Annotated in this window: 18 protein-coding genes and 1 pseudogene; 17 read left to right on the plus strand and 2 right to left on the minus strand. The window is 67.4% G+C overall.

From position 1 onward, the window contains the following. Positions 1-179 precede the first annotated feature (179 nt). Complete coding sequence (locus JX552_RS07345; protein WP_346779309.1) at positions 180-524, plus strand: WhiB family transcriptional regulator; 345 nt, start codon at positions 180-182, stop codon at positions 522-524. Between the two features lie 14 nt (positions 525-538). On the opposite strand, the gene JX552_RS07350 is transcribed toward JX552_RS07345, so the two are convergent. After that, on the minus strand, positions 539-958 hold the full coding sequence (locus JX552_RS07350; RefSeq protein ID WP_065135556.1) for a metallopeptidase family protein: 420 nt from the start codon (positions 956-958) through the stop codon (positions 539-541). A gap of 155 nt (positions 959-1113) precedes the next feature. On the opposite strand from JX552_RS07350, the gene JX552_RS07355 reads away from it, so the two are divergent. From JX552_RS07355 to manA, 4 genes are read left to right on the plus strand one after another with little or no spacing between them, the layout of a single operon-like run. Further along, positions 1114-1608 carry a DUF3499 domain-containing protein gene (locus JX552_RS07355; RefSeq protein ID WP_205876738.1) on the plus strand — a complete coding sequence of 165 codons (495 nt, stop codon included), beginning with the start codon at positions 1114-1116 and terminating at the stop codon, positions 1606-1608. Between the two features lie 57 nt (positions 1609-1665). Continuing rightward, a complete protein-coding gene (locus tag JX552_RS07360; RefSeq protein WP_205876739.1) occupies positions 1666-3057 on the plus strand; it encodes a phosphomannomutase/phosphoglucomutase in 1392 nt (463 codons plus the stop codon). Beyond that, the gene (locus JX552_RS07365) at positions 3054-4124 is read left to right on the plus strand and encodes a TobH protein (protein WP_205876740.1); all 1071 of its coding nucleotides are present in this window, start codon (positions 3054-3056) and stop codon (positions 4122-4124) included. The genes JX552_RS07360 and JX552_RS07365 overlap by 4 nt, the downstream gene beginning before the upstream one ends. 7 nt (positions 4125-4131) lie before the next feature. Next, complete coding sequence (gene manA / locus JX552_RS07370) at positions 4132-5358, plus strand: mannose-6-phosphate isomerase, class I (RefSeq protein WP_205876741.1); 1227 nt, start codon at positions 4132-4134, stop codon at positions 5356-5358. Here manA and JX552_RS07375 read toward each other — a convergent pair. After that, positions 5342-6754 carry an FAD-dependent oxidoreductase gene (locus JX552_RS07375; protein ID WP_205876742.1) on the minus strand — a complete coding sequence of 471 codons (1413 nt, stop codon included), beginning with the start codon at positions 6752-6754 and terminating at the stop codon, positions 5342-5344. The two genes, manA and JX552_RS07375, sit on opposite strands and share 17 nt — an antisense overlap. Before the next feature lie 71 nt (positions 6755-6825). Between JX552_RS07375 and JX552_RS07380 the strand changes: the two genes are divergently transcribed. From JX552_RS07380 to JX552_RS33240, 12 genes and pseudogenes are all read left to right on the plus strand, one after another. After that, positions 6826-8310, plus strand: a complete 1485-nt coding sequence (locus JX552_RS07380; protein WP_205876743.1) for an APC family permease — start codon at positions 6826-6828, stop codon at positions 8308-8310. 112 nt (positions 8311-8422) lie between these two features. Then, entirely contained in the window at positions 8423-9670 is a 1248-nt protein-coding gene (locus tag JX552_RS07385) for an alkane 1-monooxygenase (protein WP_205876744.1), read from the plus strand. Then, positions 9667-9840, plus strand: coding sequence for a rubredoxin (locus tag JX552_RS07390; RefSeq protein ID WP_205876745.1), 174 nt, complete (start codon positions 9667-9669; stop codon positions 9838-9840). Before JX552_RS07385 ends, JX552_RS07390 begins: the two co-directional genes overlap by 4 nt. 7 nt (positions 9841-9847) lie before the next feature. Beyond that, a complete protein-coding gene (locus tag JX552_RS07395) occupies positions 9848-10030 on the plus strand; it encodes a rubredoxin (protein ID WP_055576520.1) in 183 nt (60 codons plus the stop codon). Between the two features lie 29 nt (positions 10031-10059). Continuing rightward, positions 10060-10677: a TetR family transcriptional regulator AlkX gene (alkX, locus tag JX552_RS07400; RefSeq protein ID WP_205876746.1), complete on the plus strand. Its 618-nt coding sequence runs from the start codon at positions 10060-10062 to the stop codon at positions 10675-10677. Positions 10678-10781: 104 nt separating this feature from the next. Continuing rightward, positions 10782-12260, plus strand: a complete 1479-nt coding sequence (ahcY, locus tag JX552_RS07405) for an adenosylhomocysteinase (protein ID WP_205876747.1) — start codon at positions 10782-10784, stop codon at positions 12258-12260. Between the two features lie 16 nt (positions 12261-12276). Next, a complete protein-coding gene (locus JX552_RS07410; RefSeq protein ID WP_205876748.1) occupies positions 12277-12912 on the plus strand; it encodes a dTMP kinase in 636 nt (211 codons plus the stop codon). A gap of 100 nt (positions 12913-13012) precedes the next feature. Next, positions 13013-13699: a two-component system response regulator MtrA gene (gene mtrA, locus JX552_RS07415; protein WP_055576516.1), complete on the plus strand. Its 687-nt coding sequence runs from the start codon at positions 13013-13015 to the stop codon at positions 13697-13699. Between the two features lie 27 nt (positions 13700-13726). Further along, complete coding sequence (gene mtrB, locus JX552_RS07420) at positions 13727-15394, plus strand: MtrAB system histidine kinase MtrB (RefSeq protein WP_205876749.1); 1668 nt, start codon at positions 13727-13729, stop codon at positions 15392-15394. Next, a complete protein-coding gene (gene lpqB, locus JX552_RS07425) occupies positions 15391-17151 on the plus strand; it encodes an MtrAB system accessory lipoprotein LpqB (protein WP_205876750.1) in 1761 nt (586 codons plus the stop codon). Before mtrB ends, lpqB begins: the two co-directional genes overlap by 4 nt. A 54-nt stretch (positions 17152-17205) precedes the next feature. Then, positions 17206-18027, plus strand: coding sequence for an LmeA family phospholipid-binding protein (locus JX552_RS07430; RefSeq protein ID WP_205876751.1), 822 nt, complete (start codon positions 17206-17208; stop codon positions 18025-18027). Positions 18028-18271: 244 nt separating this feature from the next. Then, a pseudogene (locus tag JX552_RS33240) lies at positions 18272-18826 on the plus strand (PE family protein); the annotation flags it as partial. Between the last annotated feature and the right edge of the window lie 90 nt (positions 18827-18916).

The following is an 18916-nucleotide window of genomic DNA, read 5'->3' on the forward strand; positions in this document are numbered from 1 at the left end:
CCGGTCCGTGTCTAATCACATCAGTGTCATTTCCCGGTTGGCCGGCCGGTTCCGGTGTCGCAGACCGAGATTCGATCACTTGTTCGAATTGGGCATCTGTACATCAGAACAGTGGGAAACCATTTCACTCTCGATCTGTGAGGAGGCGGAGCATGTCCTATGAGTACCTTCGGGGCGTAATGGGAGGCACACCGCACACCACTCCCGAGCCGGCTGAAACCATCATGCCGCCTGTCCGTCCTCATCTGAGCGTGGTTCCCGATGCGCCTGTGGCTTTCGAGCCGGAGCCCGTCGAGGAGATCCCTGCCGATCAGTGGCAGGACAAAGCGCTGTGCGCGCAGACCGACCCGGAAGCCTTCTTCCCGGAGAAGGGTGGGTCCACCCGCGAGGCCAAGAAGATCTGCCTGGGTTGCGAGGTCCGGCACGAGTGCCTGGAGTACGCCCTCGCGCACGACGAGCGGTTCGGCATCTGGGGTGGTCTGTCCGAGCGCGAACGCCGCCGCCTCAAACGCGGCATCATCTGACCGGGGTCCGCTGCTCAGTCGTCGATCGTCGGGTCGATGACCGAAGGTTCCACGTCCAGGTAGATTGCCACCTGGGCCACCAGGATTTCATGCAGTAAGTCGCCGAGTTCTACGGTGTCTTTGGCACGCCGCTCAATGGGTTTACGGAACAACACAATTCGGGCTCGCGTCGCGTTGCCGCGAACATCGACGCCGGCCGGTATCAGCCGGGCCAGGGCGATCGGCCCGTCGGCGATCACTTCCGGTGGCCACTGCACACTGTAGGGATCCTTGGCGGAGATGCGCGGAATCTCGTCCACCGCGACGTCCAGTTCGCCGACCCGATCCTGCCAGCGCCGCTCGATCGGTTCATAGGCCTCCAGCACCGCCATGTCGAACCGCTCGGCCCGGCTGCGCCAGCCGGGCACCGTCGGTGGTAGTAGGGGGCCGCGCACCTCGCGGCCCCGCCGGCGTCCCGGCCGGCCCCGGGGCCCGAATGGCAAAGCCGATCTATCCCCGCTCACGCGCCGATGGTAACGGTTGGACATCGCCCCCGCCGATGCGCGTGTCCGCCGCTGCGGCGGCGTTTCACCGCGATAGCCTTTCGAGCGTGAACGTACCCCGACGCTGCTGCCGGCCCGGGTGTCCGCATTATGCAGTGGCAACGTTGACGTTCGTCTACTCGGACTCGACGGCGGTGGTCGGCCCGCTCGCAACCGCGCGGGAACCGCACTCGTGGGATCTGTGCGTCAACCATGCCGGCCGCATCACGGCACCGCGGGGCTGGGAACTGGTGCGCCATGCCGGGCCGCTGCCCACCCATCCCGACGAGGACGACGAACTCGTGGCGCTGGCCGACGCCGTGCGCGAGGGTGGGGCGGCTTCCGGAAGGAACGCCGCGCGAACCCCCGTGCTGGTCAACGGGTTCGTCGCCAGCGACGGCTTCGACGACGTACCGCGCTCCGCCGGGACCGTCGCCGATTCCCACCTGCACCATGCGGGCGCCCACGCCACCGCGCCGAGCGGTGGTCTGCTCGCACCGCCCGAACATCGCTCCGGACGTCGACGTGGCCACCTGCGGGTGCTGCCGGATCCTCCCGGCTAGCCGATAGGCTGGCGGCCGAAGAGTCTTACCCACCCAGGTCGTCAGGAGCACCGCAGAATGTCGTGGCCCGCCGAGGCTGTCCACCGTGTCATCAAGGCCTACGACGTCCGCGGGCTGGTCGGCGAACAGATCAACGAGGCGCTGGTCACCGATGTCGGAGCGGCGTTCGCCCGGCTGATGCGCGGCGAGGGCGCGACCCAGGTGGTGATCGGCCACGACATGCGCGACAGTTCACCGTCGTTGTCGGCAGCCTTCGCCTCCGGCGTCACCGGCCAGGGGTTGGACGTGGTGCGGATCGGCCTGGCGTCCACCGACCAGTTGTATTTCGCCTCCGGGCTGCTGGACTGTCCCGGCGCCATGTTCACCGCGAGCCACAACCCGGCGGCCTACAACGGCATCAAACTGTGTCGGGCCGGGGCCAAGCCGGTCGGCGCCGACACCGGGTTGGGCGCCATCAGCGAGGACCTGATCGCCGGCGTGCCCGGGCACGACGGGCCGCCGGGAGCGGTCACCGACAAAGATGTGCTGGCCGACTACGGCGTGTTCCTGCGCTCTCTGGTCAACAACACCGATCTGCGCCCGTTGCGGGTCGCGGTGGACGCCGGTAACGGCATGGCCGGTCACACCGCCCCGGCGGTGCTCGGTGCGATCGAGTCGATCACGTTGCTGCCCTTGTACTTCGAACTGGACGGAACGTTTCCCAACCACGAGGCCAATCCGCTGGATCCGGCGAACCTGGTAGACCTGCAGAACTTTGTGCGTGAAACCGGCGCCGATATTGGGCTGGCGTTCGACGGGGACGCCGACCGCTGCTTCGTCGTCGACGAGCGTGGCCTGCCCGTCTCGCCGTCGACGGTCACCAGTCTGGTGGCCGCCCGCGAACTCGGCCGTGAGATCGGCGCCACCGTGATCCACAACGTGATCACCTCGCGCGCGGTGCCCGAACTGGTGACCGAGCGCGGCGGCACGCCGCTGCGCTCGCGCGTCGGGCACTCCTACATCAAGGCCCTGATGGCCGAAACCGGCGCGATCTTCGGCGGGGAACATTCGGCGCACTACTACTTCCGCGATTTCTGGGGCGCCGACTCCGGCATGTTGGCCGCGCTGTACGTGCTGGCCGCACTCGGCGAACAACACCGGCCGCTGTCCGAGCTCACCGCCGACTACCAGCGCTACGAATCCTCGGGCGAGATCAACTTCACCGTTGCCGACGCACCGGCGTGCGTGGACGCCGTGTTGAAGGCGTTCGTGAGCCGGATCCAGTCCATCGACCACCTGGACGGCGTCACGGTCGATCTCGGTGACGGCAGCTGGTTCAACTTGCGCAGCTCCAACACCGAGCCGCTCTTGCGGCTGAATGTGGAGGGGCGCAGCATCGAGGATGTGGATGCGGTGGTCGCGCAGGTCAGTGCCGAAATTGCGGCCCAGGCGAGCGAGGCCGCTCCGTGAGTGCCCTCGGGGCCGTCGATCTGGAGGACGCTGACGGCCTGATTGCCGCCGACCGCGACGGGCTGTTGCGGGCGGCGTCAATGGCCGGTGCGCAGGTGCGTGCGGTGGCGGCCGCCCTCAGCGAAGGCGAACTGGACTCGCTGCGCGGTGAGGATCGGGTGCGCAGCGTGATCTGGGTGGCCGGCCGCGGCACCGCCGAGACCGCCGGCGCCTTGCTGGCGGCGACGTTGGCGACCGTCGCCGCCGAGCCGATCGCGCTGGTCACCGAGGCGCCGCCGTGGGTCGGCCCGCTCGACGTGCTGATCGTCGCCGGTGACGATCCGGGGGATCCTGCGCTGGTGGGTGCGGCAGCGACCGGCGTGCGTCGTGGCTCGCGGGTGGTGGTGGTTGCCCCGTTCGAGGGTCCGTTGCGGGACTCCACGGCCGGCCGGGTCGCGGTGCTGTCGCCTCGACTGCCGGGACTGGCGGAATTCGGCTTGTGCCGGTATCTGGCTGCGGGTCTGGCTGTGCTGCAGACCGTCGACTCACGGCTGAGCATCGACCTGGCCGCGCTCGCCGACGAACTGGACGCCGAGGCGCTGCGCAACAGCGCCGGCCGCGACCTGTTCACCAATCCGGCCAAGACGTTGGCCGCCCGCATGACCGACAGCCAGGTCGCGCTCGCCGGTGACAGCGCCGCCACCCTGGCGTTGGCCCGGCACGGCAGCGCGGTGCTGCTGCGGGTCGCACAGCAGGCCGCGGCGGCCGCCGGTCTGGGCGATGCGGTGGCCGCGTTGCGCAACGGGCCCGGTGGTTTCGCCGATCCCGCGGCCGCGCTTTTCCACGACGAGCAGATCGACGGCCCGCTGCCCCGGCGGCTGCGGGTGCTGGCCCTGACATTGGCGGCCGAGCGGACGGTGGTGGCCGCGCGGGTGGCCGGGCTCGACGACGTCTATCTGGTGGGTGCCGAGGATATGCAGGACCCGGCCTCGGCGCCGACCGCGACGGCACGCGCCGAACAGCAACTGGCAGTATTGGCCGTTCGGCTGGAGATGGCCGCGGTTTACCTGCGACTGGCACGGGGATAGATAGACGGTGGAACTGCTACGCGGAGCGTTACGCACCTACGCTTGGGGATCACGCACCGCTCTCGCCGAATTCACCGGGCGGCCGGTGCCGGCCGCGCATCCCGAGGCCGAACTGTGGTTCGGTGCTCACCCCGGTGATCCGGCCTTTCTCAGGACGCCCGACGGCGAGACATCGCTGCTGACCGCACTCGCCGAGGATCCCGAGGGCCAGCTCGGTGCCGGCTCGCGGGCGCGGTTCGGTGATGTGCTGCCGTTTCTGGTCAAGGTGTTGGCCGCCGATGAGCCGCTGTCACTGCAGGCGCACCCGAGCGCGGCGCAGGCGCTCGAGGGTTTCGCCCGCGAGCAGCGACTCGGCATCCCGGTCAACTCGCCGGTGCGCAACTACCGCGACACCAGCCACAAGCCCGAGCTGCTGGTTGCGCTGCAGCCCTTCGAGGCGCTGGCCGGCTTCCGCCAGGCCTCAAAGACCACCGAGTTGCTGCGCGCACTCAACGTGTCCGATCTCGATCCGTTCATCGATCTGCTGAACGACCAATCCGATGCCGACGGCCTGCGCGCGCTGTTCACCACCTGGATCACCGCGCCCCAGCCCGACCTCGACGTGCTGGTGCCGGCCGTGATCGACGGCGCGATTCAGTACATCAGTTCCGGCGCAACGGTATTCGCCGCCGAGGTGAAAACGCTGCTGGAACTGGGGGAGCGGTATCCCGGCGATGCCGGGGTGCTCGCGGCGCTGTTGCTCAACCGGGTCACGCTGGCGCCGTGCGAGGCGATCTTCCTGCCCGCCGGCAACCTGCACACCTACCTGCGTGGGTTCGCGGTGGAGGTGATGGCCAACTCTGACAACGTGTTGCGCGGTGGGCTGACGCCCAAGCACGTCGACGTGCCCGAACTGCTACGGGTGCTCGACTTCACGCCGACCGCCGAAGCGCAACTGCGCCCGTCGATCCGCAGCGACGGCCTGGAACGGATCTACGACACCCCGACCGCCGAGTTCGCGCTCTCACTGCTGGTTCTCGACGGCGATCACCTCGGTCATGAAGTCGACGCGCCGTCGAGTCATGACGGGCCGCAGATCCTGTTGTGTGTCGAGGGTCCGCTCACCGTGCACGGCAAGTCCGGGTCGTTGACGCTCGAGCGCGGCGCGGCCGCGTGGGTCGGCGCCGACGACGGGCCCATCCGGCTGTCCGCCCAGCGACCGGCCAAGCTGTTCCGGGCTACCGTGGGCTTGTGACCGCGCGCCGCTGCTGACCGGTTGCCCGCAGCTCCCGGCGCTCCTTGAGCCACAGCCGCATGTTGTGCGCCATGGTGCGCCCGATCAGCTTTGCCGGCGGAACCATGTACAGACTGTCCAGCAGCGAGAACCGGCGCAAAAACCATTCCGCCAGAACAGGATCGGTCTCCGCGGCGCCGAGGAACTGGTCGAACAGCCCGCCGACCGGCCGCCACCAACGAGGTTCGGGATTGCCGGTGGCGTGGTGCAGGGCCACGTCGCCGATGGCGTTCATCATCCACACCGGGAAGGTCGTCTTCGCGGTCAAGCGGGCGAGGGTGGCCGCTAGATCGCCGTCCGGTGCCTGCAACGCCCGGCGTAGATTGCCGGCCTGAATCGAGGTCATCGTCATGCCCTGACCGAACGTGGGATTGAAGCTGGCGACCGCGTCACCGAACGGGACGATGCCGGCCGGGAAGCGCTCCAGCTTGTGGTAGCGACGCCATCTGCTCACCGGGAAGGCGTGATAGGCCGGTTCGCCGAGCGGCTCGGCCTGCCGCAGCGCTGCGTTGAAGTGCTCCGGCAGCAGATCGTCTGCCAGAGCCAGCATTTCGGGGAAGGTCCGCGGCGGCTTTTCATGCGCCACACCGAAGGTGGTCAGCACCCAGGTGCCGTCCTCGTAGTACAACATGCCCAGCCCCAGCGACTTGTCGTGCGAGGCGCCCGCGACCACCACTTTCTCGGCGATCAGCCCTTCGGGCATGCGGAATTGGTGTGTGGCGTAGTTGATTCCGATGTCGACCGTCGCCTCCGGCGCCCGCTGGTAGCCCCACTGGTCCAACCACACCGGCAGCCGGGTGCCGCGGCCGGCCGCGTCGACCACCAGATCGGCCGCGACGAACTCGGGTTCCTCGCCGGAGATCGCCGGATCCAGCACCACGCCCGTGACCCGCTGCTGCGCCGGTTCGAAGCGCGGCTCGGCGACCGGTCGCTGCACGATCTGCACGTTGTCGATCTGCTGGACGCGGCGCCGGATCTGCCACTCCAGGTGTGGGCGGCTGGGCACGTAGGCGGTGAACTCGTCACGCAGGGTGTGTCCGGTGCCCAAGACGTGACCGGCCGCGCCCAGATGGATGCAGTCCGGACGGTTTTCCAGCATCGGTACGCCCGCTGCCACCATGTCTTCCAGCAGGCCGGGGAAGAGGCTTTCGAATTCATTGGCACCGCGCGCCATCAGCATGTGCAGGTGCCGATCCTGGGGGACGGTGGCGCGGTTTGACGGCGTGCTCGGCAGGTCGTCCCGCTCGTAGAGCGTGACCTGTCCGTAGAAGTCGGACAGCACCCGGGCCGCCGACAACCCGGCAATGCTCGCGCCGATCACTACCGCATGATTTTTGTTCTCTACGCTCCCCACCATTCCCGCAGAGTAACCCAGTACTGTGCGGTCACAAATGCTGCGGAGTAGCAGGTGACGGAAGGGGCGGGCTGATGTCCGGTCGCTGGCGCACGAAATCGGTCGAACAATCCATCGCCGACACCGACGAGCCGGGCACCCGGCTCCGTAAGGATCTGACGTGGCTTGACCTGGTGGTTTTCGGCGTCTCGGTGGTGATCGGGGCGGGGATCTTCACCGTCACCGCGTCCACCACCGGTGACATCACCGGCCCGGCCATCTGGATCTCTTTTCTGATCGCGGCGGGCACCTGTGCGCTGGCGGCGCTGTGCTACGCCGAATTCGCGTCCACCCTGCCGGTGGCCGGCAGCGCCTACACCTTCTCCTATGCCACGTTCGGGGAGTTTCTGGCCTGGATCATCGGCTGGAATCTGGTGCTGGAGTTGGCAATCGGCGCAGCGGTGGTCGCCAAGGGCTGGTCCAGCTACCTGGGCACGGTATTCGGTTTCGCCGGTGGAACCGTCGCGCTGGGGCCGATCGACTTCGACTGGGGGGCGTTGCTGATTGTCGCTCTGGTGGCGGTATTGCTGGCGTTGGGCACCAAGCTGTCGTCCCGGTTCTCCGCGGTGGTCACCGCCATCAAGGTGGCGGTGGTCATCCTGGTCGTCATTGTCGGCTCCTTCTACGTCAAGGCGTCCAACTACACCCCGTTCATCCCCAAACCCGAGGCCGAACATCAGGGCCGGGGGATGGACCAGTCGGTGTTGTCGCTGCTGACCGGAGCCGGGGGCAGTCACTACGGCTGGTACGGCGTGCTGGCCGGCGCCTCGATCGTGTTCTTCGCTTTCATCGGATTCGACATCGTCGCCACCATGGCCGAGGAAACCAAGAACCCGCAGCGCGACGTCCCGCGCGGCATCCTGGCCTCCCTCGGGGTGGTGACGCTGCTCTATGTGGCCGTGGCGGTCGTGCTGTCCGGGATGGTGTCCTACACCCAGCTACGCAGCGTCCCCGGTCACGGTCAGGCGAACCTGGCCACCGCGTTCAAGGCCAACGGCATCCACTGGGCCAGCGGGATCATCTCGGTCGGAGCGCTGGCCGGCCTGACCACGGTGGTGATGGTGCTGATGCTGGGGCAGTGCCGGGTGCTGTTCGCGATGGCGCGCGACGGCCTGCTGCCCCGCGGGCTGGCCAAGACCGGTTCCCGCGGGACTCCGGTGCGGATCACCGCGCTGGTCGCGGTGGTGATCGCGGCGACGGCCTCGGTGTTCCCGATCAACAAGCTCGAAGAAATGGTCAACGTCGGCACGCTGTTCGCTTTCGTGCTGGTGTCCGCCGGCGTCATCGTGTTGCGCCGGACCCGGCCGGATCTGCCGCGGGGGTTCCGCGCGCCGTGGGTGCCGGTGCTCCCGATCGCGTCGGTGTGCGCGTGTCTGTGGCTGATGCTCAACCTGACCGCGCTGACCTGGCTGCGGTTCGGCGTCTGGCTGGTGGCCGGGATCGCGATCTACCTCGGCTACGGCCGCCGGCATTCGGTGCAGGCGCGCCGGGAGGAGGGCGACGCTGACGTGGACATTTAGGCAATTTTTGGATAGTTAGTTTACAAAATCACGTCTGGTGTCTAGACACGAGACGTGAACGGTTGTAATGTCCAACCTCAAGTGGTGACACTCACACAAGGAGGTATGGCGTATGACCACACAAATCGACGGCGCTCCGGACGTGCCGGTCGCCGAATGGCGCGATAAGAAGCGCTACCTGTGGCTGATGGGTTTGATCGCCCCGACGGCGCTTTTCGTGATGTTGCCGGTGGTCTGGGGGATCAACAAGCTGGGCTGGCACACGGCGGCCGAGCTGCCGCTGTGGATCGGGCCGATCCTGGTCTACATCCTGCTGCCGCTGCTGGACCTGCGGTTCGGTCCCGACGGGCAGAACCCGCCGGACGAGGTCATGGAGCGGCTGGAGAACGACAAGTACTACCGCTACTGCACCTACATCTACATCCCGTTCCAGTACGCCAGCGTGGTTCTGGGTGCCTACCTGTTCACCGCGTCCAACCTGCACTGGCTGGGTTATGAGGGCGGACTGGGCTGGCTGGGCAAGATCGGCGTGGCGCTCTCGGTGGGCGTGCTCGGCGGCGTCGGCATCAACACCGCGCACGAGATGGGGCACAAGAAGGACGCGCTGGAGCGCTGGCTGTCCAAGATCACCTTGGCGCAGACCGCCTACGGCCACTTCTACATCGAGCACAACCGCGGCCACCACGTTCGGGTGTCCACCCCGGAGGACCCGGCCTCGGCCCGCTTCGGCGAGACGTTCTGGGAATTTCTGCCCCGCAGCGTGATCGGCAGTGCCCGCTCATCGGTGCACCTGGAGGCGCAGCGCATCCGCCGGCTCGGCAAGAGCCCCTGGGACCCGCGCACCTACCTGGGCAACGACGTGCTGAACGCCTGGGCGATGACGGCGGTGCTATTCGGCGCGCTGATCGCGGCCTTCGGTGTGAGCGTGATTCCGTTCCTGATCATCCAGGCGATCTTCGGCTTCAGCCTGCTAGAGGCTGTCAACTACCTCGAGCACTACGGCCTGCTGCGGCAGAAGAACTCCAACGGCCGCTACGAGCGCTGCGCGCCGGTGCACAGCTGGAATTCCGACCACATCGTCACCAACCTCTTCCTGTACCACCTGCAGCGGCACAGCGACCACCACGCCAACCCGACGCGCCGCTACCAGACGCTGCGCAGCATGGAAGGCGCGCCCAACCTGCCCAGTGGTTACGCGTCGATGATCTCGCTGACCTACTTCCCGCCGCTGTGGCGCAAGGTGATGGACCACCGGGTGCTCGAGCACTACAACGGCGACATCACCAAGGTCAACGTGCAGCCGCGGTTGCGGCAGAAGCTGCTGGCCAAGTACGGGGCTTCGGAAAAGGAAGCGGCGTGAGCGCCGCGTACCAGTGCCCCGTTTGCGAGTACCGCTACGACGAGGCCAAAGGCGATGCCCGCGAAGGTTTCCCGGCCGGCACCGGCTGGGACCAGGTTCCCGATGACTGGTGTTGTCCGGACTGCGCCGTCCGCGAGAAGCCCGATTTCGAACTAGTCCAGGAAGGATGAACGGACCATGAGTGACTACAAGCTGTACCAGTGCGTTCAGTGCGGTTTCGAGTACGACGAAGAGCTCGGCTGGCCGGAAGACGGCATCGCTCCCGGCACCCGTTGGGACGACATCCCCGAGGACTGGAGCTGCCCGGACTGCGGCGCCGCCAAGTCGGACTTCGTGATGGTGGAGGTCGCCCGCTCATGATCGGCACCAACTTCGTTGCGAAAACAGATATGGTCGCGCCTGTGAAGCGGATTCCTTACGCCGAAGCGTCCCGCGCGCTGCTGCGGGACTCGGTTCTGGACGCGATGCGGGATCTGCTGCTCACCCGTGACTGGTCGGCCATCACGTTGTCCGACGTGGCCCGGGCCGCCGGCATCAGCCGGCAGACCATCTACAACGAGTTCGGGTCCCGGCAGGGCCTGGCGCAGGGTTATGCCCTGCGCCTGGCCGACCGGCTGGTCGACACTGTCAAAGGTGCGCTGGACGCCAACATCGGCAACATCTACGAGTCGTTCCTGCAGGGCTTCCGGTCGTTCTTCGTCGAGACGGCGGCCGACCCGTTGGTGATCTCGTTGCTGACCGGAGTGGCCAAGCCCGACCTGCTGCAGCTCATCACCACCGACAGCGCGCCCATCATCACCCGGGCGTCGGAGCGGCTGGCCACGGCCTTCACCCAGACGTGGTTGGCCACCAGCGACGACGACGCCAACGTGCTGTCGCGGGCGATCGTCCGGTTGTGCTTGAGCTACGTGTCCATGCCGCCCGAGGCTGACCACGACGTGGCGGCGGATCTGGCCAGGATGATGACCCCGTTCGCGGAGCGGCACGGCGTCATCAACGTCCCCTGACCAGGACGGCACATGACCGGAGGCTACAGTGAGTCCAGCAGAGCAATGAGGCTGACGCAGCTGCTCGGATTCGCTTGAGCCCCCAAAGAAGGATGTAAACCCCTATGACGACGCTCGAAAATTCGCTGACCCCCGACGTTCGCAACGGCATCGACTTCAAAGTTGCCGACCTGTCGCTGGCGGATTTCGGCCGCAAAGAACTCCGGATCGCCGAGCACGAGATGCCCGGCCTGATGTCACTGCGCCGCGAATACGCCGAGGTGCAGCCGCTGAAGGGAGCCCGTATCTCGGGTTCGCTGCACATGACCGTCCAGACCGCGGTGCTGATCGAGACCCTGACCGCGCTGGGTGCCGAAGTTCGGTGGGCGTCGTGCAACATCTTCTCGACCCAAGACCATGCGGCGGCCGCCGTCGTTGTCGGCCCGCATGGCACACCCGAAGAGCCCAAGGGTGTCCCGGTGTTCGCCTGGAAGGGTGAGACGCTCGAGGAGTACTGGTGGGCCGCCGAGCAGATGCTCACCTGGCCGGACGAGGACAAGCCGGCCAACATGATTCTTGACGACGGCGGCGACGCCACCATGATGGTGCTGCGCGGTATGCAGTACGAGAAGGCCGGCGTCGTGCCGCCCGCCGAGGAAGACGACTCGGCGGAATGGAAGATCTTCCTGGGCGTGCTGCGCGACCGGTTCGAGACCGACAAGGGCAAGTGGACCAAGATCGCCGAGTCGGTCAAGGGCGTCACCGAGGAGACCACCACCGGTGTGCTGCGCCTCTACCAGTTCGCCGCGGCCGGTGACCTCGCCTTCCCGGCGATCAACGTCAACGACTCGGTCACCAAGTCCAAGTTCGACAATAAGTACGGCACCCGCCACTCCCTCATCGACGGCATCAACCGCGGTACCGACGCCCTGATCGGCGGCAAGAAGGTGCTGATCTGTGGCTACGGCGACGTCGGCAAGGGCTGCGCGGAGGCGATGAAGGGCCAGGGCGCCCGGGTGCAGGTCACCGAGATCGACCCGATCAACGCGCTGCAGGCGATGATGGAGGGCTTCGACGTCGTGACCGTCGAGGACGCCATCGCCGACGCGGACATCGTCGTGACGTCGACGGGCAACAAAGACATCATCATGCTCGACCACATCAAGGCGATGAAGGACCATTCGATCCTGGGCAACATCGGCCACTTCGACAACGAGATCGACATGGCCGGCCTGGAGCGCTCGGGGGCGACGAAAACCAACATCAAGCCGCAGGTCGACCTGTGGACCTTCAAGGAGACCGGTCGCTCGATCATCGTGCTGTCCGAGGGGCGGCTGCTGAACCTGGGCAACGCCACCGGCCACCCGTCGTTCGTGATGAGCAACAGCTTCGCCAACCAGACGATCGCCCAGATCGAACTGTGGACCAAGAACGACGAGTACGACAACGAGGTGTACCGCCTGCCCAAGCACCTCGACGAGAAGGTGGCCCGGATCCACGTCGAGGCGCTCGGCGGGAAGCTGACCAAGCTGACCAAGGACCAGGCCGAGTACCTGGGTGTCGACGTCGAGGGCCCGTACAAGCCGGACCACTACCGCTACTGAGCCGCGCGCTCGCGCCGTGCTGATCGCGATCGAAGGCGTCGACGGTTCGGGCAAGCGGACGCTGACCGACGGCCTGCGCGGGCAATTGCGGCGCGCCGGCAAATCGGTGGCGACGCTGGCGTTCCCGCGCTACGGGCAGTCCATCACCGCTGACCTGGCGGCCGAGGCGCTGCACGGTCAGCACGGCGACCTCGCCGAGTCGGTGTACGCGATGGCGACGTTGTTCGCGCTGGACCGGGCCGGGGCCGTCGCCGAGATCGAGCGGCTGACCCGCGAGCACGATGTGGTGATCCTGGACCGCTACGTCGCCTCCAACGCGGCCTACAGCGCGGCCCGGCTGCATCAGGATGCTGCCGGGGAAGCGGTCACGTGGGTGCACATGCTCGAATACGGGCGACTCGGATTGCCGGTGCCGGACTGGCAGATCCTGCTCGCGGTGCCCACCGAACTGGCCGGGCAGCGCGCCCGCGACCGGGCGCAGCGCGATCCGACCCGGGCGCGCGACAGCTATGAACGCGACGACGGACTGCAGCGCCGAACCGGCGAGGTGTACGCCGGATTGGCCGCCGCGGGCTGGTCCGGGCGCTGGCTCGTGGTGGACGCGGAGGTCGATCCGGCAGGGCTGGCTACGTCCCTCGGAGGGCCTCGGTAACCCGATTGACGGTCGTTTAGCACAATTTGGGTGCTATTTGGGCCTATCAATCGAGAAACACGCGTGTGGTAGCCGAGTTTTGTCCTGATCTGGTGACACCATGGACTCCATGAGGCAAAGGATTCTCGTCGTCGACGACGACGCTTCGCTGGCCGAGATGCTCACCATCGTGTTGCGTGGGGAGGGTTTCGACACCGCGGTCATCGGCGATGGCACTCAGGCCCTGACCGCGGTGCGCGAGTTGCGCCCGGATCTGGTGCTGTTGGACTTGATGCTGCCCGGCATGAACGGCATCGACGTCTGCCGGGTGCTGCGTGCGGACTCGGGCGTGCCGATCGTCATGCTGACCGCCAAGACCGACACCGTGGACGTGGTGCTCGGGTTGGAGTCCGGTGCCGACGACTACATCATGAAGCCGTTCAAGCCCAAGGAACTCGTCGCGCGGGTGCGGGCGCGGCTGCGGCGCAACGACGACGAGCCGGCCGAGATGCTGTCCATCGCCGACGTCGACATCGACGTGCCCGCCCACAAGGTCACCCGCAACGGCGAGCAGATCTCCCTGACGCCGCTGGAGTTCGACCTGCTGGTCGCATTGGCGCGCAAACCCCGCCAGGTGTTTACTCGTGATGTGCTGCTCGAACAGGTCTGGGGATACCGGCACCCGGCGGACACCCGCCTGGTGAACGTGCACGTCCAGCGCCTGCGTGCCAAGGTCGAAAAGGATCCTGAGAACCCGACCGTGGTTCTGACCGTTCGAGGAGTGGGTTACAAGGCCGGCCCCCCGTGATCCGGCGGCCGGGAGAGTGCGGTGTAGGTGATCTGGCGCTCCCCACGACGTAGTCGAGGTCGCTGGGGGCGTTCCGGCCCGCTGCCGCGCGGCTTGAGCGCTGTGAGCCGAGCCGTCGCCGTGGTCTGGCGTCGATCCCTGCAATTGCGTGTCGTCGCGCTGACCCTGGGGTTGTCGCTGGCGGTGATCCTGGCGCTTGGCTTCGTGCTGACCAGCCAGGTCACCAACCGTGTGCTCGACGTCAAGGTCAAGGCCGCCACCGATCAGATCGAGCGAGCGCGCAACACCGTCAGCGGCATCGTCAACGGTGAAGAAACGCGCTCCCTGGACAGCAGCCTGCAGCTGGCCCGCAACACCTTGACCTCGAAGACCGATCCCGCCTCCGGAGCCGGGCTGGCCGGCGCCTTCGATGCGGTGCTCATGGTGCCGGGAGACGGCCCGCGCGCCGCCTCTACCGCCGGGCCCGTCGACCAGGTGCCCAACGCGTTGCGCGGCTTCGTCAAGGCCGGGCAGGCCGCCTACCAGTACGCCACGGTGCACACCGACGGCTTCTCCGGGCCGGCGCTGATCGTCGGCACGCCGACCTCGTCGCGGGTGGCCAACCTGGAGCTGTACCTGATCTTCCCGCTGGTCAACGAGCAGGCCACCATCACGCTGGTGCGCAGCACGATGGCGACCGGCGGCCTGGTGCTGTTGCTCCTGTTGGCCGGCATCGCGCTGCTGGTATCGCGTCAGGTGGTGGTTCCGGTGCGTTCGGCGTCGCGGATCGCCGAGCGCTTCGCCGAGGGGCATCTGTCCGAACGCATGCCGGTCCGCGGCGAGGACGACATGGCCCGGTTGGCGGTGTCGTTCAACGACATGGCCGAAAGCCTGTCGCGCCAGATCACCCAGCTCGAAGAGTTCGGCAACCTGCAACGTCGGTTCACCTCCGACGTCAGCCACGAACTGCGCACGCCCCTGACCACCGTGCGGATGGCTGCCGACCTGATCTACGACCACAGCTCGGACCTGGATCCCGCGCTGCGGCGCTCCACCGAACTGATGGTCAACGAGCTTGACCGCTTCGAGACGCTGCTCAACGATCTGCTGGAGATCTCCCGCCACGACGCCGGCGTCGCCGAGTTGTCGGTGGAGGCGCTCGACCTGCGCACCACCGTGAACAAGGCGCTGACCAACGTCGGCCACCTGGCCGAGGAGGCCGGCATCGAGCTGCTGGTGGACATGCCGACCGACGAGGTGATCGCGGAGGTCGATGCCCGCCGGGTGGAACGCATTCTGCGTAACCTGATCGCCAACGCCATCGACCACGCCGAGCACAAGCCGGTCCGGATCCGGATGGCCGCCGACGAGGACACCGTCGCCGTCACCGTCCGCGATTACGGCGTGGGCCTGCGACCCGGCGAGGAGAAGCTGGTGTTCAGCCGGTTCTGGCGGTCAGACCCGTCCCGGGTGCGGCGGTCGGGGGGCACCGGGCTGGGACTGGCGATCAGCATCGAAGACGCCCGGCTGCACCAGGGCCGCCTGGAGGCTTGGGGCGAGCCCGGTCAGGGGGCCTGCTTCCGGCTGACATTGCCGCTGGTGCGCGGGCACAAGGTCACCACCAGCCCGCTGCCCATGAAGCCGATCCCGCAGCCGGCGCCGGCGGGCAGCCCGGCTTCGGTCGTCGATCAGCGCACCCGGGAGCACGCCGGATGAGGCGGACGCTGGGTGCCCTGCTCATGGCGGTGAGCGTGCTGGCCGGCTGTGCAAGCGTGCCCAGTTCGTCGGCGCCGCAGGCTATTGGCACCGTGGAGCGGCCCGCGCCGTCGAACCTGCCCAAGCCCACACCGGGCATGGACCCCGACGTGCTGTTGCGCGAATTCCTCAAGGCCACCGCCGACCCGGCCAACCGGCATCTGGCGGCCCGGCAATTCCTCACCCAGTCGGCCTCCAACTCCTGGGACGACGCCGGTAGCGCGCTGCTGATTGACCATGTGGTGTTCGTCGAAACCCGTGGCGCCGAGAAGGTTTCAGCGACCATGCGCGCCGACATCCTGGGCTCGCTGTCGGACATCGGAGTGTTCGAGACCGCCGATGGCCAGCTGCCGGACCCGGGGCCGATCGAGTTGATCAAGACCTCCGGTGGGTGGCGCATCGACCGGCTGCCCAACGGCGTCTTCCTGGACTGGCAGCAGTTCCAGTCGACCTACAAGCGGAACACGCTCTACTTCGCCGACCCCACCGGCAAGACGGTGGTGCCCGATCCGCGCTACGTCGCGGTGTCCGATCACGACCAGCTGGCCACCGAGCTCATCTCCAAGCTGCTGGCCGGGCCGCGCCCGGAGATGGCGCACACGGTGCGCAACCTGCTGGCTCCGCCGCTGCGCTTACGTGGGCCGGTCACCAGGGCCGACGGCGGCAAGAGTGGCGTCGGCAAGGGCTATGGCGGCGCCCGCATCGAACTGGAGAAGCTGTCCACGACGGACCCGCACAGCAGGGCACTGCTAGCCGCCCAGATCATCTGGACGCTGGCACGGGCCGACATTCGCGGACCGTATGTGATCAACGCCGACGGCGCCCCGCTGGACGACCGGTTCGCCCAGGGCTGGAACACCTCCGACGTCGCTGCCACCGATCCGGGCGTGGCCGACGGCGCCGGCGCGGGCCTACACGCGCTGGTGGGCGGATCACTGGTGGAGCTGGACGGACAGCACATCACCACGGTGCCGGGAGCTTTCGGCCATATGGGCGATCAGACCGGCGCCGCGCTGTCGCGCAGCGGGCGGCAGGTGGCGTCGGTGGTGACGTTGCGCCGGGGCGCTCCGGACATGGCGGCGTCGCTGTGGATCGGGGACCTCGGTGGCGAGGCGGTGCAGTCCGCCGACGGGCACAACCTGTCGCGGCCCAGTTGGTCACTGGACGACGCGGTGTGGGTGGTGGTCGACGCCAACAACGTGCTGCGAGCCATTCAAGAACCCGCCTCCGGCCAACCCGCCCGGATCCCTGTGGATTCCACCGCAGTGGCGGCGCGCTTCCCCGGACCGATCAGCGATCTGCAGCTGTCCCGCGACGGGACCCGCGCGGCGATGGTGATCGGTGGACAGGTCATCCTGGCCGGGGTCGAGCAGACCCAGGCCGGCCAGTTCGCCCTGACCTATCCACGGCGGCTGGGTTTCGGACTCGGCACCTCGGTGGTGTCGCTGTATTGGCGAACCGGCGACGACATCGTGGTGACCCGCAACGACGCGACCCATCCGGTGTCCTATGTCAATCTCGACGGCGTCAATTCCGATGCGCCCGCCCGCGGTCTGCAGATCCCCCTGTTCGCCATCGCGGCCAATCCGTCCACCGTGTACGTCGCCGGTCCGCAAGGAGTGTTGATGTACTCGGCGGCCGCCGCGGAAAACCAACAGGGTTGGTCGGAGGTGGCCGGCCTGATGATCGGCGGGGCCGCGCCGGTCCTACCGGGATAGCCGTATCGACCGCTGAACCCACCGGCTACCCTGCTGGTGAGGAGGAGCTTGCCGATGTCGCCCAAGGTTCCCTTCCTGCGCTGGGACGACCCGTTCCGCGCCTTGGAGATGCTCGCCTCACTGTGGTCGTCGACCGGGATACCGTCGGTGGGCGCGCATGCGGTGGCGATGCCGTACCGGACCTTGTTCGCGACGCTGCAGCAGCTGTTGGTCGGCAAGGAAGTCACGGTTCGCATCGGCGATCAAGACGTGACGCTGACCGTCGTGGAACTGGAATCGGAGTTGGATCCACAGGGATTGCCGGTGGGCCAGCTCGGGGAAGTCCGGGTGGCCGCCCGCGACATCCGCTGGGCCGACAACCGATTGCAGAGCGCGGTCGCCCTTATGCGCAACGTGCATATCCGTCCCGGGGTGCCGCCGCTGGTCGTAGCGGCCCCGACGGAGTTGAACACAGAGTTGCCCAAAGACATCTTCGACCACGTGCTGGAGCAGGCGGCGCCGCACCTGCGCAGCGAATCGGGGGAGGACGGGACGGCACGACTGAGCTGGGCACGACGACCCGGTCTCGGCGGTCTCGAGGTCGACGCCGACGTGGTCGGTTCGACGTTGTGGCTGCGCCCGCGCGCGGTGGTGGCCGGGCAGCGGCGGTGGAAGCTGCCGTTGCGCACGCCGTCCTATCAGGTTCAGCTGCCGGAGTTGCCACACGGGCTGATGATCACCGGAGTCGAACTGACGTCGGAATCGCTGCACCTGTCCGGTCTGCTGCCGGAGTGGCGGATGGAGCTGCCGCTGCGGGCGCTCGAGGACTTGATCACGCGGCTGAGTCAGGGTGCGCTGAGCTTTAGCTGGCCGTCGCTGTGGTGGGGCTCGGATTGACCGGGGAATGGAGGCGTTTCGTGGGCACCAGCTCGTCGTCGAAGCCATCCTTCGTCCACCACTTTTGCGGCTGATCGGTCGATAAGTCGTTCTGCGATGGCGGGGCGCGCCACATAATCGCCACATAATTTTGCATCTCCGGCCCATGGACCGGTCGTTGAGACGAGCTTCTCAGAGGTTGGTCGATGTCTCATGTGATCGCTGCGCCCCTGGCTTTGGCGACCGTCGCGAAGGATTTGGTCGGATCGGCTCGTCGTTGGATGCCGCCACTGCGGCGGCGGCGTTGTCGACTACGGGGGTGGCGGCTGCTGCGGGTGATGAGGTGTCAGCGGCGATCGCGGCTCTGCTTTCGCGTCATGGTCAGGTTTATCAGGTGCTCAGTTTGCAGGCGGCGGCTTTTCACGACCAGTTCGTGGGGTCGTTGAGTGCCGCGGGGGTTGCTTACGGGACTGCAGAGGGGTTCAACGCCTCACCGCTGCAGATGGCGCAGGATGCGGTGTTGGGTCTGGTCAATCGGCCTGGCGAGTGGTTGTTTGGGCGGCCGTTGATAGGTAACGGCGTCGACGGGGCGCCGGGGACCGGTCAGGACGGTGGTGCCGGGGGGCTGTTGTGGGGTAATGGCGGAGCTGGGGGCTCGGGCGCTACGGGGCAGTCAGGTGGCGCCGGTGGTGCGGCGGGATTGATCGGTGCCGGTGGGGTCGGAGGTGCCGGTGGTATCGGAGGTAGTGACGGTGGTGCCGGTGGTAGTGGGGGCTGGTTGTGGGGCGCTGGGGGCGCTGGCGGCGCCGGAGGGATAGGGACTGCCACGGTTAGTGGCGGTGCTGGCAGTGCCGGGGGTAGTGCGGTGTGGTTCGGCGATGGTGGGGCCGAGGGTGTCGGTGGGGCTGGT

It is taken from the genome of Mycobacterium gordonae, assembly GCF_017086405.1.
Lineage (GTDB): Bacteria > Actinomycetota > Actinomycetes > Mycobacteriales > Mycobacteriaceae > Mycobacterium > Mycobacterium gordonae_D.

Excerpts from the sequence above, each read along its gene's own strand:
- lpqB (WP_205876750.1), top strand. The coding sequence starts at position 15,391 with ATGAGGCGGACGCTGGGTGCCCTGCTCATGGCGGTGAGCGTGCTGGCC.
- JX552_RS07360 (WP_205876739.1), top strand. The coding sequence starts at position 1,666 with ATGTCGTGGCCCGCCGAGGCTGTCCACCGTGTCATCAAGGCCTACGAC.
- JX552_RS07375 (WP_205876742.1), bottom strand. The coding sequence starts at position 6,754 with ATGGTGGGGAGCGTAGAGAACAAAAATCATGCGGTAGTGATCGGCGCG.
- ahcY (WP_205876747.1), top strand. The coding sequence starts at position 10,782 with ATGACGACGCTCGAAAATTCGCTGACCCCCGACGTTCGCAACGGCATC.
- JX552_RS07430 (WP_205876751.1), top strand. The coding sequence starts at position 17,206 with ATGTCGCCCAAGGTTCCCTTCCTGCGCTGGGACGACCCGTTCCGCGCC.
- JX552_RS07385 (WP_205876744.1), top strand. The coding sequence starts at position 8,423 with ATGACCACACAAATCGACGGCGCTCCGGACGTGCCGGTCGCCGAATGG.
- JX552_RS07345 (WP_346779309.1), top strand. The coding sequence starts at position 180 with ATGGGAGGCACACCGCACACCACTCCCGAGCCGGCTGAAACCATCATG.
- JX552_RS07395 (WP_055576520.1), top strand. The coding sequence starts at position 9,848 with ATGAGTGACTACAAGCTGTACCAGTGCGTTCAGTGCGGTTTCGAGTAC.
- mtrA (WP_055576516.1), top strand. The coding sequence starts at position 13,013 with ATGGACTCCATGAGGCAAAGGATTCTCGTCGTCGACGACGACGCTTCG.
- alkX (WP_205876746.1), top strand. The coding sequence starts at position 10,060 with ATGGTCGCGCCTGTGAAGCGGATTCCTTACGCCGAAGCGTCCCGCGCG.
- JX552_RS07380 (WP_205876743.1), top strand. The coding sequence starts at position 6,826 with ATGTCCGGTCGCTGGCGCACGAAATCGGTCGAACAATCCATCGCCGAC.